Source organism: Haloferax marinisediminis, assembly GCF_009674585.1.
Taxonomy (GTDB): domain Archaea; phylum Halobacteriota; class Halobacteria; order Halobacteriales; family Haloferacaceae; genus Haloferax; species Haloferax marinisediminis.
In genome coordinates this window covers 994936-1010621 of sequence record NZ_WKJP01000001.1, presented here as the reverse complement: position 1 = coordinate 1010621, position 15686 = coordinate 994936, and the positions used below count along the sequence as shown (strand labels likewise).

19 protein-coding genes and 1 tRNA gene are annotated in these 15686 nt (G+C 60.8%); 5 read left to right on the top strand and 15 right to left on the bottom strand.

Translation table 11 applies throughout. The features are described from left to right. Positions 1-17: 17 nt before the first annotated feature. The 6 genes from GJR98_RS05205 to tgtA all read right to left on the bottom strand — a co-directional run bounded on the left by GJR98_RS05205 (position 18) and on the right by tgtA (position 4461). Positions 18-323, bottom strand: a complete 306-nt coding sequence (locus tag GJR98_RS05205; RefSeq protein ID WP_151136131.1) for a hypothetical protein — start codon at positions 321-323, stop codon at positions 18-20. 55 nt (positions 324-378) lie between these two features. Then, a complete protein-coding gene (locus GJR98_RS05200) occupies positions 379-654 on the bottom strand; it encodes an ArsR/SmtB family transcription factor (RefSeq protein WP_151136129.1) in 276 nt (91 codons plus the stop codon). Between the two features lie 410 nt (positions 655-1064). Then, positions 1065-1475: a hypothetical protein gene (locus GJR98_RS05195; RefSeq protein ID WP_151136127.1), complete on the bottom strand. Its 411-nt coding sequence runs from the start codon at positions 1473-1475 to the stop codon at positions 1065-1067. 8 nt (positions 1476-1483) lie between these two features. After that, on the bottom strand, positions 1484-1906 hold the full coding sequence (locus GJR98_RS05190) for a universal stress protein (RefSeq protein WP_151136125.1): 423 nt from the start codon (positions 1904-1906) through the stop codon (positions 1484-1486). Positions 1907-1969: 63 nt separating this feature from the next. After that, positions 1970-2797, bottom strand: a complete 828-nt coding sequence (locus GJR98_RS05185) for a ZIP family metal transporter (RefSeq protein WP_151136123.1) — start codon at positions 2795-2797, stop codon at positions 1970-1972. A 125-nt stretch (positions 2798-2922) separates the two neighbouring features. Beyond that, positions 2923-4461 carry a tRNA guanosine(15) transglycosylase TgtA gene (gene tgtA, locus GJR98_RS05180; protein ID WP_151136121.1) on the bottom strand — a complete coding sequence of 513 codons (1539 nt, stop codon included), beginning with the start codon at positions 4459-4461 and terminating at the stop codon, positions 2923-2925. Positions 4462-4562: 101 nt separating this feature from the next. Between tgtA and GJR98_RS05175 the strand changes: the two genes are divergently transcribed. Beyond that, positions 4563-5021, top strand: a complete 459-nt coding sequence (locus GJR98_RS05175) for a cupin domain-containing protein (protein WP_151136119.1) — start codon at positions 4563-4565, stop codon at positions 5019-5021. A 39-nt stretch (positions 5022-5060) separates the two neighbouring features. Here the strand turns inward: GJR98_RS05175 and GJR98_RS05170 are convergent, their stop codons facing one another. From GJR98_RS05170 to GJR98_RS05160, 3 genes are all read right to left on the bottom strand, one after another. Beyond that, positions 5061-5834 (bottom strand): CPBP family intramembrane glutamic endopeptidase, encoded by a 774-nt coding sequence (locus GJR98_RS05170; protein ID WP_151136117.1) that lies wholly within the window; start codon positions 5832-5834, stop codon positions 5061-5063. Between the two features lie 103 nt (positions 5835-5937). Next, entirely contained in the window at positions 5938-6486 is a 549-nt protein-coding gene (locus GJR98_RS05165) for an NUDIX hydrolase (RefSeq protein WP_151136115.1), read from the bottom strand. Positions 6487-6541: 55 nt separating this feature from the next. Then, positions 6542-7825, bottom strand: a complete 1284-nt coding sequence (locus tag GJR98_RS05160) for an arylsulfotransferase family protein (protein WP_151136113.1) — start codon at positions 7823-7825, stop codon at positions 6542-6544. A gap of 232 nt (positions 7826-8057) precedes the next feature. Here GJR98_RS05160 and GJR98_RS17800 point away from each other — a divergent pair, with 232 nt between their 5' ends. Further along, entirely contained in the window at positions 8058-8180 is a 123-nt protein-coding gene (locus GJR98_RS17800) for a hypothetical protein (RefSeq protein ID WP_255471267.1), read from the top strand. Then, a complete protein-coding gene (locus GJR98_RS05155; protein ID WP_151136111.1) occupies positions 8181-9404 on the top strand; it encodes an RNA-guided endonuclease InsQ/TnpB family protein in 1224 nt (407 codons plus the stop codon). A gap of 16 nt (positions 9405-9420) precedes the next feature. Here the strand turns inward: GJR98_RS05155 and GJR98_RS05150 are convergent, their stop codons facing one another. After that, positions 9421-10140, bottom strand: coding sequence for a hypothetical protein (locus GJR98_RS05150; RefSeq protein WP_151136109.1), 720 nt, complete (start codon positions 10138-10140; stop codon positions 9421-9423). On the opposite strand from GJR98_RS05150, the gene GJR98_RS05145 reads away from it, so the two are divergent. Beyond that, entirely contained in the window at positions 10139-10696 is a 558-nt protein-coding gene (locus tag GJR98_RS05145; RefSeq protein ID WP_151136107.1) for an SRPBCC domain-containing protein, read from the top strand. The two genes, GJR98_RS05150 and GJR98_RS05145, sit on opposite strands and share 2 nt — an antisense overlap. Positions 10697-10702: 6 nt before the next feature. On the opposite strand, the gene GJR98_RS05140 is transcribed toward GJR98_RS05145, so the two are convergent. After that, the gene (locus GJR98_RS05140) at positions 10703-11323 is read right to left on the bottom strand and encodes a class I SAM-dependent methyltransferase (protein WP_151136105.1); all 621 of its coding nucleotides are present in this window, start codon (positions 11321-11323) and stop codon (positions 10703-10705) included. Between the two features lie 254 nt (positions 11324-11577). On the opposite strand from GJR98_RS05140, the gene GJR98_RS05135 reads away from it, so the two are divergent. Further along, on the top strand, positions 11578-11772 hold the full coding sequence (locus GJR98_RS05135) for a cold-shock protein (protein ID WP_004041873.1): 195 nt from the start codon (positions 11578-11580) through the stop codon (positions 11770-11772). 83 nt (positions 11773-11855) lie between these two features. Here GJR98_RS05135 and GJR98_RS05130 read toward each other — a convergent pair whose 3' ends face one another. From GJR98_RS05130 to trmY, 4 genes are all read right to left on the bottom strand, one after another. After that, positions 11856-14006 carry a hypothetical protein gene (locus tag GJR98_RS05130; protein WP_151136103.1) on the bottom strand — a complete coding sequence of 717 codons (2151 nt, stop codon included), beginning with the start codon at positions 14004-14006 and terminating at the stop codon, positions 11856-11858. A gap of 151 nt (positions 14007-14157) precedes the next feature. Then, complete coding sequence (locus tag GJR98_RS05125; protein ID WP_151136101.1) at positions 14158-14712, bottom strand: DUF1643 domain-containing protein; 555 nt, start codon at positions 14710-14712, stop codon at positions 14158-14160. Positions 14713-14902: 190 nt separating this feature from the next. Further along, positions 14903-14975: transfer RNA gene (locus GJR98_RS05120), tRNA-Pro, on the bottom strand. 84 nt (positions 14976-15059) lie between these two features. After that, positions 15060-15656, bottom strand: a complete 597-nt coding sequence (gene trmY, locus GJR98_RS05115) for a tRNA (pseudouridine(54)-N(1))-methyltransferase TrmY (protein WP_151136099.1) — start codon at positions 15654-15656, stop codon at positions 15060-15062. Between the last annotated feature and the right edge of the window lie 30 nt (positions 15657-15686).

The window sequence follows — 15686 nt, the reverse complement described above, 5'->3', positions numbered from 1 at the left end:
GCGAGGCTGGCAGTCGTTCAGTCCAGCGTAATCCACGCGAGGAACGCGAGTCCGAACGTCTCGAAGACGTGAAGCAGCATCATGAGTCGCCACGCGATGACGGGGACGTCGGTGGCGAACCATCCCGAGAGCGTCGGGTCAATAATATACATGTAGAGCGCCAGCGCGTTCTCCGCGAGGAGAAACACGCCGAAGACGAGCAGTCCAATCGCGTGTTTCGACCGGAACGTCAGGTAGTTTCGAGCCCAAACCGCCGACAGGACGACTAGTACGACGACGTTGAGTGCGGCTGCGACCCGCGCGACGTCTACCCAGATACTCATTCGTTCACCGCGTTCCGTGACTGTCTGATGTACATGTTCCCAAATTCCTCCATTGTTAGTCGATTCGCTCGATGATCGTCTCGACCGTCTCCCAGTTGGCCCGACAGCGTGCCGACGGGAGATAGACTGCCCCGTAGTCGTCACCACTCCGCTGGACGACGTCGTTGTCGAGTAAGACGTCGAGGTGGTGTCGAACGGTCTTGTAGTCGAGGTCGAGTTTCTCGGCGAGTTGATTCGCGTTCCGTGGCTGTGCCTCGAGCATCCGAAGGATACGCACGCGGTTCTCACCACCTCGGGTTCCTGTGAGTACGTACCAGAGGACAGCCTCCATCGTTTTCGCTGATACGTTCGGGAGCCTTATCTAATTGGCAGGTGCTAAAACCTCGCCCTTCAGGGCGGTGATACAGCACCGTCTCTGGTTGTGAACACTGTGACCCGAACGTACAAGTTCTCACACGTCGGTTCTGTGGATGTCGTTGCGATGGTATCCCATCGTGATTGACTGTCCGAAAACTGGCAGTTGACTTGGTGTTTGCCTCATCAAAAAGTAAGCCTTCGGACGACCCAACCGACGCAAAATAACAAGATAACTCCGAGTCCTTCGTAGGATAGGAGTAACGGTAGCGTGGCCCTTCCAGCACTTGTCGGGTGTTAAACCGTAAATCTCCCAACTCAGCGGGCTTTGCTCGTGGGAAGCCCCGCCGTTTACGCCGGGGAGGAGGTCACAGAACCACGAGGCACCTAGAAGAGCAATTGGAGTCCCAAGTACGCGACAACACTCAGCACGAGTCCGAGACCGAAGAGTTGCATCCGCCCGTATTTCTGTGCTATCGGAAGCAACTCGTGGCCAGAGACGTAGACTCCTTCTTCCTTCACGATGTGGAAGTGAGATATCAACGGGTCGGCAACCGCGACGAACAGGAGACCAAGTGCCACTGCTCCTGACGTCTTCCACACTCCTACGACGGTCGCCGGTTCTGGTATGAGTTCGAGAACTGAGATGATGACCATGATACCGGTAGAAAATCCAATCCCCGCGACTGCACCGCGCTCGCTCCGTCCGAGTGTGAGCGCCAATGTGACACCGATGAGTGTCGTGAGACCGGAGAGGGCCGCCAGCAGGAGCACGGCAACATACGGTATTTCTGTCACTTATGGACTCACTCCGCTAATTTAACGACGGTGACTGGAACGTCGCCGGTTCTGATGACCTTGTCCGTCACACTCCCGACGATCGCTTTCGTCAACTCTGGACGGCCGTGCGTCGGCATGACGATGACGTCGATATCGTTCGATTCCGCGTACGCGACAATCGTCCTTGCTGGGTCCCCTTCGACCACGGTCGTTTCGACGTCGATGCCGCGATCCGTACCCATCTCCGCGACTTCGCTGACGATTCCCTCGCCGAGTTCTCGCAAGTTATCGGCGACTAACTCGTGGAGCGAAGCGCCCGGAGCGGTCGCCTCGACCACGTTGAGAACGTGAAGCGTCGCGTGCTGGTCGGCAGCCAACGCGAGGGCGTGTTCTCGCGCCCGCTCGGACCCCTCCGAGCCGTCTGTTGGAAAGAGGATTGCATCGTACATTTCTCAGGGATAGGTCGCCAGAATTGGTATACCTTCACGAGGGGCCGGGTTACGTCTCGCGAATTAGCCGAGCGAGATGTCGAGGTAGAGCATCACGATGGCACCAACGAGAGTACCCAACGTTGCGATGCGCTCGTGGCCCGTCGTGTGCGTCTCGGGGATGATCTCGTCGCTGATGACGAACAGCATCGCCCCTGCTGCGAAGCCCATCGCGTACGGTAACAACGCCGAGACACTCTGGACGGCGTACGCGCCGAGCACTGCCAGTGGAATCTCGACGACACCGGACCGAATCCCCGCGAACGCGGCGTAGAACCGTTTGTCCAGTCCTGCGTTGATGGCCGCGACCGACACCGCGAGTCCTTCGGGGATGTTCTGGATACCGATGGCGAGCATCAGCGGAATCGCCGTCGAGAGGTCACCACTCCCGAAGCCGACACCGACTGCGAGTCCTTCGGGCATGTTGTGGAGTGTAATCGCGAGAATGAACAACACGACGCCGGCGAGCCGCTCGTCGGTGACTGGGCTCTTGTCACTTGGGTTCGCCGCGTCGAGTCGTCGTCTCCCAGAGAGCAGGTAGTGCGCGTGCGGAACGAGCATGTCCGAGCGGTCCAAAAAGAGCGCCCCAAGCGCCATCCCGACGAGGACAGGAATCGGGTTGCCGTTCGAGTAAACCTCGATTCCGGGGATGATGAGACTCGTGAAACTCGCCGCCAGCATCACACCCGCCGCGAACCCGAGCGCACCGTTCAGTGCACGCTCGGATGGATTTCGCCAGACGAACACGAGCGAGGCACCAAGTAGGTTGAACCCTGCGATGACGAACCCGCCGACGAGTCCGTGGACGACGGGGTTGTCACCGAACAGTTGCACGAACTGCTCGCCTACCACACCCTTCGCCCCCCACTGTGACCTCTCATCGTTGTATACGAGAGGTGAAACTGCAACGTGTATCTAGTTTTTCATACGAGAGGCGAGGTAGAGGTGCGAGAGAGACGCAGGGAAGCGTTCTGGGGTTATTCTTCTGCCGTGTCGTCTTCCGACTGCGACTCCGACGCAGCGGCTTCTGCCAAGTGCGCCGTGACTTCTGCGAGCGATTCCACGTCGACGGATTCGGGGACGAGGTCGAGTGCCGTCGCCGGCCAGTCGTCGTGGGCGAGCGTGAACGTCGCGTCGGGGTTCTCTTCGACCAGTCGGGCGACACCCCGGGCGGCCTGTTCGTAGGCGTCACGGTCGAGCCGCTCCGGAACTTCCGCGGTCAGTGGGTAGGTCTCCGAGAGTGCGCGGGGGAAGGGACCAAACGGCGGGACGACGCGCCACGCCGCGTCGAATTCGTCGCCAGAGGGCATGCCACCCTCCGTGAGGAGAACGTTTCCTTCGGCAGTCAGTCGGTCCATTCGGTCGTGGTGGCGAGCGACTTCTGGTCGGTGTGCGCTCTCGTTCGAGACGTAGAAGAACGCGCCTTTCGAGGCGGGGTCTTCTCGTTCGAGTTGGTCGGCGTGGTCGAGGAGCGCACGGTAGCCGTCGAGCATCGCTGGATGCGACCGAGCGCGCTCTTCGACGAGTTCCATCAGGTCGCCGTCGCGGATGGCCTGCTTGATGCGCCGGAGTTCAGCGAACGTGACGTGCAGGTTGTGCTCGGCGAGGAGTTTCTCCTGTTGCTTGTCTCCCTTCTCCCGGAGTTCGTCGGGCGTGTACTCGGTACAGATGGGACAGGTACACGGCAGGTACTCCAGGTCTTCGAGGTGTTCGGTGCCACGGACCGTCAGATACCGACCATCGCGGGCGTACAGTGCATACGCAGCTGAATCGAACAGGTCACACCCGAGTGCGACGGCGAGGGCAAGCATCATCGGGTGGCCTGCGCCGAACAGGTGGACAGGCGCGTCAACGCCGAGACCACGCTTCGCGGCGGCGACGGCGTCGACCATGTCGCCGTAGCGGTAGGCGTTCATCATCGGGACCACAGCACCGACAGGGAACACGTCGAGGTCCGAGGCGTACGCATGGCCACCGGCCTCCTCACGAAGGTCGGGGTACGTCGAGCCCTGAACTGGTGCGTTGACGAGCATCTCGCCCGTATCGACCGCTTCGGCGTCGGCAATCGCTTGTTTCGTGACTTCGAGGTCGTCTTCGGCCTGCTCACGGTCGACGTCCGGCGGGGTCGGGATGTCGACCGGCGTGGCGATGTCCGTGCCGATGTCGTGTTGGAACTGCAGAATCTCCTCGGTCGTCGTGTCGATTTCGCCGTACTCGGCGAGTTGGAACGACCCCGAGTCGGTCATGATGGCCCCGTGGAAGTCGAGCATCTCGTGGAGCCCCACGTCGAGTGCCTCCTCGCGGAGGTGGTCGTTCTTCTTGATGATGTAGGAGTTGGTGATGAGAATCTCCGCGCCGAACTCGGATTCGAGTCGTTCCGGTGGAATCGTGTCGATGTTCGGGTTGACGACCGGCAGGAGGGCCGGCGTCTCGACGGTGACCCCCGCGCGGGGGACGGTCAAGCGGCCGATTCGACCGGCGAGGTCCCCGTCACGGATTTCGAAGTGGTCGCGCATGGATTGGCGTTCCGCGAGCGCAGCGGTAAGGGTTGCGTTCGTCCGCGACGCACCGCTCAACGCACCCTGACCAATATGTATCCGTGGCGTCATTAGTACACATGCATCCCATCAACGAGTCCGACCTCGACTGGGTCGAACACGACGGGGTCGAAGGCGAGTTCAGGCAGAAACAGTTGGGCGAGGCCGCAGGGAGCGACCAGCTCGGGTGTAGCCTCTACGAGCTTCCACCAGGGAGCCAGCCGTGGTCGTACCACTATCACGCAGCGAACGAAGAAGCGCTGTACATCCTCTCAGGAACCGGCACGCTCCGCCTCGGCGGCGAGACGTACACCGTTCGCGAGGGCGATTACATTCCGTGTCTCGCAGACGACGCTGGCGCACACTGTGTCGTCAACGACTCCGACTCGACGCTTCGGTATCTCGCGCTCTCGACGATGCGCGAACCGGATGTGACGATTCACCCCGACATCGACAAAATCGGCGTGTTCGTCGGCGCCCCACCGGGGAGCAACGACGAACGAATGATTTCGGAGTTCTTCGACTTCGGCGATGCATGAGACGGGTCGAAAACGAGACCGACAGAGACGGCCCTGTTCTCAGAACAGCACGCCAGTCGGGACGCCGCCGGGATTCGCCTCCGCGAACTTGAACGCGATGTAGGCGATGGTAAACAGCGTCGCGTTGTACGCCCCGTGGATGAGTGAGGGAACGACGAGGTTGTCGGTGAGTTCGTAGGCCGTTCCGAACACGACACTCGGGAAGAACAGGATACCGATAGTGACGAGTCGGGCACCCGCGCCGCCAGTGAGGGCGACAAAGTGGATGGCGGCGAAGATAGCACTCGCGAGGGCGATTCCAGCGACTGGGCCGAAGGATTCCCGAATGCGATTCTGAACGACGCCGCGGAACAAAAGCTCCTCGCCGGGACCGATGAGGAGGAACGACGCCGGAACGAGGAGCAAGAGCACTTCTGGGTCCTGTGCTGCGATTTCGGTCACTTGATTCGACCCGGCTTCGACACCGATCGTCTGGACGAGGAGTGCGCCGACGAACGCCGCGCCGAGTGCCATCACGTAGCCGAGGACGACCACCGCGAGGTCGCGAAGCGACGGCACGGAGACACCGAAGTACTCGCGGTTGAGGCCGCGGAAACTCACGTACCCGAGGGCGACGCCACCGAAGGCAATTCCCTGGAGGAGGATGAGCGAGGTGACGATGAGCGACAGCGGCGTCAGTTCGAAGCCAACGCTCACGGCCGCCAGTTGAGTGATGACGACGAGTATCGTTCCGACGACGAGGCCACCCCCACCGAGGACGAGGGCGGCGACGAGGGACCGTGCCGAGTCGAAGAGTCGCGTCGTAGTAGCCACGAGGGAAATGTAGGGACGCCGGTGTCAAAACCCTTCCCGCCTCTGGCGGGGAGTTCGACCACCTCACTCGCGGTCGTCCCCACCCAAAACAGACGAAGGCGAGTTACTCGGTGGAGAGTTCGTAGTAGAGGAGCCCGAGTACCGTGCGGGCGTCGCAGACCTCGCCCGCGAGGACAGCCTGCCGCAACTCGTCGTATCCGACTGTCGTCGGACGGATACTCTCGTTGAAATCGAGGTTCTGGTCGGCGCTCGGCTCGCAGCCGTGGGCGACGAAGTAGTGGTGGACCGAGTTGGCGATGCCGTTTGCCGGTTCGACGGTCACGAGTGGGTCGACCGAGTCGGCTTCGTATCCCGTCTCTTCGGTGAGTTCGCGTCTGGCGGCCGCCGCGAAGTCGGTGTCACCGTCTTCGGTTCCGCCCGCAGGCAACCCACGGTTCGTCCGTCCGACTGCCTGTCGCCACTCGTCGATGACGACCACGTCGCCGTCCGGGGTAAACGGGAGAATCACGACTGCCGGAGGTTCGTCCACGTAGTGGAAGTCCGTCTCAGTCCCGTCGGGGAGGCGCACGTCGTCCATGCGGATGTCGAATCCCGGGCACGAGTAGTCGATTCGTGTGTCGGTCGTCTCCCACGCGAGATCGTCGTCGGTCATGAGGAGACGTGACGGCGGTGGCGCAAAAAACGTCGCGGTCGGGCGACTCCGAGCGTCAGCGCCAGCGAATGCGACCGAGCAGGTCGCGAACGACGATGCCGACGCCGAAGACCGACGCCCCGAGTCCGAACAAGATGCTCACGAGGTGGCTCTCACCAAGCCAGTACGGCAGCGGATAACTCGCCCGGAGACCGGTGAGGAGCGGCGAAAGGACTGGAACCTCGTCATTCCCGTCGTCGACCTTCGGCTCTGCATCGTACACCGGACCACCGACCGTTTCACCCACTGGAAGTCGGTCTGCCTCGTACGGAATGAGCGGCGTCTTGACGCTCCACACGACGGCCCCCGTCTGGTTCACTTCGAGGATGCGCTGGTTGCCAGAGTCGGTGATGAGCGTGTTTCCGTTCGGCAAGCGGTCGGCGTCACGCGGCCAGTAGAACGAGACGTTCTCTGCCCTGCTGACCTCCCAGACGACCTCCCAGTCACCGTCGGCGTTCTCTTGTAGTTCGACGATGCGATTGTTCTCGCTGTCTGCGACGAGGATTGCCCCCTCGGCCAGCCACTGCGGGTTGTGCTGGCGCAAGAGGAGGTCGGGGTCACCCTTGCCGTCGCCGTCGGTGTCCTCGTTGATGACGTCGACGACGCCAGAACCACGCTCGATGACGAGCAGTTGGTTCGCGTTGCGGACGGAGACGAGATAGCGGTCTTCGCCGATGACGTCAACGTCGTTGATGTGGAGCCAGTCGACCTGCGTGGGGTCGTCGGGTGCGTCGTAGTACGACGACGCGTTCCACTGCCACGTGATTTCTCCGTCTTTCACCGTCAGAACCCGTTCGTGTTCCATGTCGGCGACGAGGACTTCACCCGAATCGAGGAGTTCGACGTCGTGGACCTCGGAGTTCCGCATCGTTCGGACGGGGAAACTCCACTCTTCGACGACGGCCGGGCCGCCCTCGGCGGTCGGGTCGATGATGCGATAGCCGGTTCGCGAACACGGAGACGCGTACGGCCCACAGTCGGTGTATCCTCCATCGACGAACGCCGCGATGATGCGGCCGTCCTCCAGTTGTGTCGCGTCGAAGTAGCTATCTGCATCCGACAGTCGCCACGAGACGTTCTCGTTCGAGAGGAGGTAGACGTTCCCGTATTTGTGGAGGCCTGCTCCACCTCCTTGTGAGCCGACGAGCGTCAACGTCTCGTCGCCATCACTGCCTGCACTTGCCGCTGAGACACCGATATCGGGAGCGAGCGCTGCACCAACGAGAAGCGTCACAACGACGATACCAGCACCGAAGAGAACAAAGAGTGCGCCAGTGCGCCCTCTCGACTCACTACCCATTGTATGTAAATGGAGAGACAGCAAGAATAAACGTTCGGAACCTATCTCAGTCGGGTAATTTCGCTTGAATTAGACATTCATTGACATAATTATTACCTGAATTGAGGCGCTAAGGCCCCTTCCTCAGCGAGCGAGTAGGGAGGGGATACAGCGCCGCACAGTTCTCACACACGTCCGACACTCGGCCCACGCAATCGCAATTCGTATATGTGTATTTTGTGTATTATGTGGTATGGCAACGCGCAAGAACATCTCTATCCGCGACGACCAAGCCGAGTGGATTCAGGAGAACCACTTGAATCTCTCCTCGTTCGTCCAAGAGAAACTTGACGAACTCATCGAAGAACGCTCGTAGATGAACTACAACTACAGGTATCGGCTCCGGCCGTCTGACGCTCTCGAAGAACAGTTAGCGTGGACTGTCGATACCTGTAGACAGGTCTACAACCACTTCCTTCACCGTCTCAACCGCACCGACGACACGTCGGCATACAGCGAACAGAAGCTCCTGCCGAGTCTCAAGAAGTGGTGGAATGACCTGAAACAAGTTCACTCGAAAGTTCTTCAAAAGGTCGTTCAGCGGTTGTACGACAACCTATCAACGCTTCGCGGACGTAAAGAGAACGGCTACCGCGTCGGGACACTCAAGTGGAAAGCACCGGGCGAGTACCGCAGTTTCACCTACAGTCAATCCGGCTTCAAGCTCAAGAACACGAGTGGTCGGACAAAACTATGGCTCTCGAAACTCGGTGAGATACCGCTCACCTTCCACCGCGACCTCCCCGACGCCGCCAAAATCAAGACCGTCACCGTCAAGCGCGAGCCAACCGGGAAGTGGTACGCTATCCTCGGTGTCGAAAACCCCGACGACCCGCCCGCGAAGCCCAAGAACCCCGAGCAGTGCGTCGGTATTGACGTGGGCATTCTCAAGTACACTCACGACACGGACGGAACCGCCGTCGAATCACCTGACCTCTCGGACGAGCGCGAGCGCTTGGAACGAGCACAGCGCGACCTCTCACGGAAACAGCACGGTTCCGCGAATTGGGAGAAACAGCGCCGCGTCGTGGCCGAACGCCACGCCGGCCTCAAGCGGAAGCGTCGGGACTTCCTTCACAAACTCTCAAACTACTACGCGAGAGAGTACGACCTCGTGGCTGTCGAGGACTTGGACGCGAAAGGATTGGTCGAACTTCCGGGCAACTCACGGAACCGCGCAGGTGCGGCCTGGGGGACGTTCCTGCGGATGCTCGAATACAAGTGCGAGCGCGAGGGAGCACACTTCGTCGCCGTGAATCCGCACGGTACGACCAAGGAGTGCGCGTCCTGCGGCGTTTCGACCGACAAGCCGTTGTGGGTGCGCGAGCATTCGTGTCCGGCGTGTGGGTTTGAATCGGATAGAGATGCGAACGCGGCGTGGAACATTCTTTCTCGCGGTATCAAGAGGCGGTTAGGAGCGGGACGCTCCGAATCAACGCCTGTGGAGACTGCGCTCCCGGTGGACACTTTGGTGTCTGCAAAGTGCGTCGTGGAAACAGGAAGCCCCACCCTCAAGCGCGAGCCGTCAGGCGAGCGGTAGGGTGGGGTAGTTCACATCACAGGGTGATTTGCTGGAGGTCTACTTCTAGCTCTTCGACGTAGTCGTTGTACGCCTCGACGAACTCCACGAACTCGTCGACGAGTTCGCGCACGTCGGGGGCAGACGGCGGTTCGTACTGCGAGAGGAGGTAGATGCCACCTTCGCCACCGACACGTAGGTACGACACCTGTGGGCCGTCCCACTTCAGTTCCCATCGTTTCCCACCGACTCGTTGCGTGAACATCCCGTACTCGCCGTCGAAGCGGTTCAATTCGCCCGCGATCGTGTTTGCGACCTCTCGGATGGTCTCGACGAGTCGGTCACGGTCCGCGACGATGGTCTCGGTCGTGGTGACGTCCGGGAATTCGGTCGGGACGTCGTCGAGGACGCCGTCGAGTGACTCGACGTGTTCGTTGTACGCCTCGACGAATGCGGGGTAATCTTGCATCGCCGTCGCCAGTGGTTTCGGTTCGGGTGGTTGCTTGGTCGAGACGACGTACGTCTCACCACCCGATTTCCCCTTGAATCGGAGATATTGCAGCGCGCCGGCTTCGTACTTGAGTGTCCACTTCCCACGGCGCGTCTTGAACGTCTCCTGCCCGTAGTCGCCACCCTGCAAGATAGCGAGTTCGCGGGCGATTGTCCCGGCGTGGGACTGGACCGCTGAGACGACTTCGTCACGGTTGGCGGCGACGTCGTCGACGCTCGTGACGTCGAACGGGAGGGCCTCGGTCATGAGTGGAGAGTCTCGTCGGGGGATGATAAGCACGTCCGTCCGCGGAACACGTCGTCCGGTTTCAGTGGTTCTTCGGAGTCTCTTTTTTGCTCGCGTAGCGCGTACTGAGGGGATGCAAGAGATTCGGACCGAGATAGAAATCGATGCGCCTCCAGCGACGGTCTGGACGGAACTCACCGACCTCTCGTCGTACTCCGAGTGGAATCCACACATCCCAGACGCGAGCGGCACCCTCGAGGTCGGCGAATCGCTCGACATTCTCGTCCGCCGTGCAGGTGTGAAAGACCGGTCGATGACGGTGACCGTCACTGCACTGGACCCCGGAAAACGGTTCGAGTGGGTCGGGAAACTGCTCTCTCCACGGGTCTTCGAAGGGAGACACACGATGGTTCTCGAACCGGTGGGTGAGGAGAAGACACGACTCATCAACCGCGAGAGAATCACCGGGGTCTTCGCCCGATTTGTGACGACTGCCGAACCCGAACGCGACTACGAAGCGATGAATCGGGCACTCAAAGAGCGCGTCGAACAGACGGCACGGGCGTCGGTCTCGTGACGACTGTTACTGTTCTGTCCGCCTGAAGACGCGCAGCGTATCTCGGTCTTCGGATTTCGATTCGACTTCGGTGAACCCGAACGACGTGAAAACTGCACGCCAATCGCGGTAATAGAGTGGAAAGTCGTACTCCGATTCGTTCACGCCGCGCTCACTCGGTGGCTGACTGTCATCACCCTCGTTCTCCACAGTGACGACGTACTCGCTCGTGACTCTCGCGAGTTCCTCGAAGACCCACTCGTCGTCGGGGTGGATGTGTTGGAGCGTCTCGATGGAGTAGAGTACGTCGAAGTAGCCGTCTTCGAACTCGGTGACCGTATGTTCGATGGCGTCGGCGTAAAACGTCCCCTCGTCAGCGAGGTCGGGATACGCCTCTGCCATCACCTCGAACGACTCCTCGTTGATATCGATGCCGTGCAAGTTCTCGAAGCCGTGGTCCCGTAGGTGCGACAGGTGACGACCGGGTCCACAGCCGAGTTCGAGGATTCGTGCCGTCGGGTCGAGAACGCGCTCGAACAGACGGACGAGTGACTCGCTCGTTTCATTCGGCCCGTAGTAGGCGTAGTACTCCGGCGAAAATTCTCCGCTCCGGTCTGCCCACGTGCGCCGAACGTCGTTTGCATCCACAGGCACGAGACGGTCTGCACACGGGTAAACCCCCCAGCGTTCCAATGTGTGGTGTTCGGACCCCAGAAGTTCTGGAACCACAGAATCCTGCCGAATCGGTGATGAACTAGGGGGCGAGTGGGGGAATAACTGCTGTATGAGAATCAATCGTCTATAAATTCGGAGGATAAGAAATAAGATGTCAACTAAAAACCCACCGTGGTACCACAACCCTCACAAGCCTTATCCGTAAAGGGCCTGTTTGTCCAAAAGCAATGGCGAAAGGAAACGTTGATTTCTTCAACGACACTGGCGGCTACGGTTTCATTTCGACGGACGATGCTGACGACGACGTGTTCTTCCACATGGAAGACATCGGCGGCCCGGACCTCGAAGAAGGCACGGATGTTGAGTTCGACATCGAGCAGGCCCCCAAGGGCCCACGCGCGACGAACCTCACGCGCCTTTAAATTACTTTAGTACGCCGCTCACGCGGCAGAACGACAACTTTCACTTTTAGCGCAGTTCGACTGGAGAGCGGTGCGGCTGCAACTCAGAGTTTGTTCGCGTTCCGTGCTTGCTCGGAGCGTCGGCGCGCCTGGTTGAGCCGTCGCTCCGTCGCCCGCGAGAGGCTGTCTGGAAGGGCTGGCTGGGCCTCTGCCAACCGTTCGGTGACCTGGCCGAGTCGCGACTCGACAGTTTCGAGGCTCATGTTGGCCTGTCCTCGCTCCCCGGTCTCTGCACGCTCGGCCGCTCGACGGGCGGCCTCGGCGACGGCACCGAGTGCCTGTGCCAGACCCCGAACGGCGCTTGATGAGGCGTCGCCGTCGTCTTGCTCGTCTCGGTCGGTGTCCGACGTGCGGTCGGCGACGGCAGCGACCTGTGCCTCAGTCTCCTCGGCAATGTCGGCGAGGAACGTCGCCAGCGATGCCTTTCCGGTGGTAGGTCGGTCGATGCGGACACTCGAATCGGAGTCGGATGCGGTGTTTGGGTCAGGGTTGACCCGGAACGCACCAACCTCGTCGTCGGTATCGCGGACTTCGACCGTGTACGCACCACCGCTGTGGACGTAGACCGCATCCGGTCCCAACAACGGCGCGTCGTACAACCGGCCGGCGAAGTCGTCGTCGACCCCGAGAGCCGAGAGTTCGCTGTCCGCACCGTCCGCGTCGACTTCCAGTTTGGTTGCTGACTCACGGGCGACGAGCGGAATCTCTCCATTCACACCCGCGGAGACGATCGCGTTCTCGACACCGCCCTCGGTCGACTCTCCGGCCGCCTCGCCCACAGAAACCTGTTCACTGTGTGGTGCAAGACCTGCGCCGTTGATGGTGAGCTGGTGGTCGCCCGCTGGAACGTCCTGAACGACACCGACTCCGCCGAACGTCGGCACTGCTTTGGGGTCGCTCTCCAGCAACAACACACACTCGACGGTCGACTCTCGCGTGGTCAGCCCTTCACCGTCCGGCGCGTCGTCGGACGTAATCGCCTCGGTCACCTGTACGACGATGGTGTTGACCGTCGATGGTTCGCTGATGACCTCGTATCGCTCGGCCAGCGCAAGTCGGTGATTCGGTTCGGAGATGTCGGCTGCCGGGTTCTCGTACCGGGACTGCTTCCACGGGGTACTCGTGGTCGTGATGTGGCCCGCGATGGCGTCTTCGGCAAACTGTGGAATCGCGAACTCGAAGCTCAGTTGTGGTCCGGTAAACTCGGAGATGTGCTCGACCTCACTCGTCGGGACGAGCGCGTACTCGACGTCGGCGTCGGTGTCGCGGTCTTCGAAGTCGAAGACGAGTCCAGTTGCTCGTGCTGGGAAGTCAGTCGGCGGTGACGACAGCGCGTCGAACGACCGAACGGTCAACACCTCGTCGATGAGGTCGGTCTGTTCAACCGAGGGGAGTCGGTCGTCGTCGTATATCGGGACGCCGTCCAACTCCGGGACGACGTACGGTAGGGTCGCACCCTCGTCGCGCGGGAGTCCGTAGGCGATTGGAATCTCTGCGATGTCCTCGATGCGCTCGATAGCACTGTTGGTGATATCCGCGAACGTCCCCTCGGATGGGAACCGCTGAAATCGGTCCGGACTGTCGTTGACCGACAGCGCACTCGAATGGGACCCCAGTTCCGAGAGAATGCGCGGTACTCGGTCGGGGTCAGGGTCGAGGAACTCGTTGTTCGGAACTTTCTGCGAGTGCGAACTGGCGACGTACAGTTGCGGGACGGCATCGGCAGCGTCGTCACCGTCCGTGTCGACGAAGACGTGGAGGACCTCCCAGTCGTGCCAGTGGAAGTTGGTGGTGAACTGGTCGAACGCCGAATAGAACCAGTACTGGACGACGGCGAGTGGGGAGTTCTCGTACTGGACGACGTTGTAGAACACCGTCGGGTCTGGTGCCTGTTCGCCCGTCTCGTTCTTCCGCTTGTGATAGCCGTCGAACGCGTCGAATCCGTCGACGACCGTCTCTCCGTCTCGCTCGCTGGTGTACAGCCGCGGGTCGGTCGGGAACCACGGCTCGTACTCGTCGAAGTACAGTGTCGGTGCGAATTGAGCCGCGAGGTCGCGGGCCGCGTTGTCCTCGACCGAAGATGTCGAGTCATCGCCGTCGCTCTGCAGACTGGAACAGCCAGCAACTGACCCGAGTCCTGCAGTCGCGATGGCACCGAGAACCGTTCGACGGTCCACGAATTCACGATTCGTCATCGCATCACCGTCGACCCGTCTTCACAGCAGGAGTGGGCCGTTCGGAGTCGAGTTGGCCGCGACTCGCTACGCGTGGAGGGCGTACCATACGGGGTTCACCAAAGGGCGAAACATAGCTTTTGTGCCATCGCCGGGCCACCAAACCGTTCTCTCAGGCGTCTGGATGCCAGCGAGTCAACTCGTTGTTGTGTTTCGCGTAGAGCGGATGCTGTGGCGACCCATCAGTATTCACGTGAATTGCGTAGAGGTCGACGTCCAGCATCGCGACGACTTCTTCGACGCGGCCGAACTTCTGACCGATTCTACCCCAGGCGGCGACGACTGTCTCCGCTTCGACGGAGAGGGATTCGAGGAACCGGTCGTTTTCAGGGCCGATTGGGTCGTCGTCCGCTCGCAACTCTTCGTGGTTCGGTGTCCGTCGCGCGAACAGGTTACCCACCACGAAGCTCCCACATCCGTTCGCACGGGCGAACGACTCACATCTGTCGAGTGTTCTGTCGTTTTTCGTGCCGCGGCCGTCGCTCGGGTTGCACATGATGTACGTGAGCGTCGGCTTTTCTGGGTCCCACACTCGCCACAGAAGGTATCGATAGGCTTCGTCATCGCTGAGGATAGCGCCTGCCTCGGTGTATCCATCGATGTCGCCCATCTCGACGAATACACCGTCTACAGTTTGGGGGTCGAACGCCCACTCGTCGATGAGCATTGGATTGGAGGTAGGTACGGTGAGTGAGTCGAAATAGATGCCACCGTATTGAAGTCGACCTTGAAGAGACACAGATTCGAACCACGGTCGCTAACGCTCCCTGATTCGAATCTTCGGTCGCCCAGACAACCATTTCGGGGGGACTCGCACACGCTACGCGGTGCTCGTTGACGTTGAAAGGGGTAGAATATGGGCCGGCTCAGATTCGAACTGAGGTTACGGCCACCCGAAGGCCGAAGGATACCAAGCTACCCCACCGGCCCGCATTCTCAGGCATGCCACCGCGGCGTTTAACAGTTATGATTGTGGGCTACCGTCAGACCCGTTGACACGCCGCCGTCCCCGACTCAGTACCGCGAATAGCCTTCAGTATCGAGGTAGTTGTGAGCCACTGTAATCGAGTGATCGGCGTGGAGGATTTCCGGCCCGAGTCGAACTCGCTCGTCAGAGACCTCGGCCAGCAACTCGGCTTCCTCGTCGGTGAAGTCGTTGTGGTCCGAGAGGACGAACAGCGGGTTCTCCGGAGGCTCGACGTCGACGACTGGGTCGCCGTCTTCGTGGAGTTCGACGACAGTCGAATCGCGAGCCACCTCTTCGAGGGTCGCCTTGAATCCCATTCGCCGGATAGAGACGCCCGGTGAGGACTCGGCGGGCATGTGGCCGATGGCCTCGTCGCGTTTCTCTAGCGCTTTGCGAACGAGTGCGGCCGTCGAACGCTCGTCGGGGTTGAGACGGCGGAGTTCGGAGCCTTCGAAGCGGACCGTGTACTCGTCGCCGAGGACGAGGTGGACGCGAACGTCCTTGCGAATGTCGTGCGAGAGGAAGAACGCAGAGTTGACACAGCGGCAGAGCACGTCGAGACGACCAGCACCGCCGGCGATGTCGTCGAGCGAGAAGTCGGGTGTCGTCGGCACGTCGTGACCGAGGACGATGAATTGGCGCATGAGAGCGACTCGGCCGGAGAGGGCCTTAGC

What these genes read in the sequence shown, in the direction of transcription:
- GJR98_RS05165 (WP_151136115.1), bottom strand. Translation starts at nt 6,486, where the DNA reads ATGACCGACGACGATCTCGCGTGGGAGACGACCGACACACGAATCGAC.
- GJR98_RS05155 (WP_151136111.1), top strand. Translation starts at nt 8,181, where the DNA reads ATGAACTACAACTACAGGTATCGGCTCCGGCCGTCTGACGCTCTCGAA.
- GJR98_RS17800 (WP_255471267.1), top strand. Translation starts at nt 8,058, where the DNA reads ATGGCAACGCGCAAGAACATCTCTATCCGCGACGACCAAGCCGAGTGG.
- GJR98_RS05135 (WP_004041873.1), top strand. Translation starts at nt 11,578, where the DNA reads ATGGCGAAAGGAAACGTTGATTTCTTCAACGACACTGGCGGCTACGGT.
- GJR98_RS05125 (WP_151136101.1), bottom strand. Translation starts at nt 14,712, where the DNA reads ATGCTCATCGACGAGTGGGCGTTCGACCCCCAAACTGTAGACGGTGTA.
- GJR98_RS05130 (WP_151136103.1), bottom strand. Translation starts at nt 14,006, where the DNA reads ATGACGAATCGTGAATTCGTGGACCGTCGAACGGTTCTCGGTGCCATC.
- GJR98_RS05175 (WP_151136119.1), top strand. Translation starts at nt 4,563, where the DNA reads ATGCATCCCATCAACGAGTCCGACCTCGACTGGGTCGAACACGACGGG.
- GJR98_RS05190 (WP_151136125.1), bottom strand. Translation starts at nt 1,906, where the DNA reads ATGTACGATGCAATCCTCTTTCCAACAGACGGCTCGGAGGGGTCCGAG.
- tgtA (WP_151136121.1), bottom strand. Translation starts at nt 4,461, where the DNA reads ATGCGCGACCACTTCGAAATCCGTGACGGGGACCTCGCCGGTCGAATC.
- GJR98_RS05160 (WP_151136113.1), bottom strand. Translation starts at nt 7,825, where the DNA reads ATGGGTAGTGAGTCGAGAGGGCGCACTGGCGCACTCTTTGTTCTCTTC.
- GJR98_RS05205 (WP_151136131.1), bottom strand. Translation starts at nt 323, where the DNA reads ATGAGTATCTGGGTAGACGTCGCGCGGGTCGCAGCCGCACTCAACGTC.
- GJR98_RS05150 (WP_151136109.1), bottom strand. Translation starts at nt 10,140, where the DNA reads ATGACCGAGGCCCTCCCGTTCGACGTCACGAGCGTCGACGACGTCGCC.
- trmY (WP_151136099.1), bottom strand. Translation starts at nt 15,656, where the DNA reads ATGCGCCAATTCATCGTCCTCGGTCACGACGTGCCGACGACACCCGAC.
- GJR98_RS05145 (WP_151136107.1), top strand. Translation starts at nt 10,139, where the DNA reads ATGAGTGGAGAGTCTCGTCGGGGGATGATAAGCACGTCCGTCCGCGGA.
- GJR98_RS05200 (WP_151136129.1), bottom strand. Translation starts at nt 654, where the DNA reads ATGGAGGCTGTCCTCTGGTACGTACTCACAGGAACCCGAGGTGGTGAG.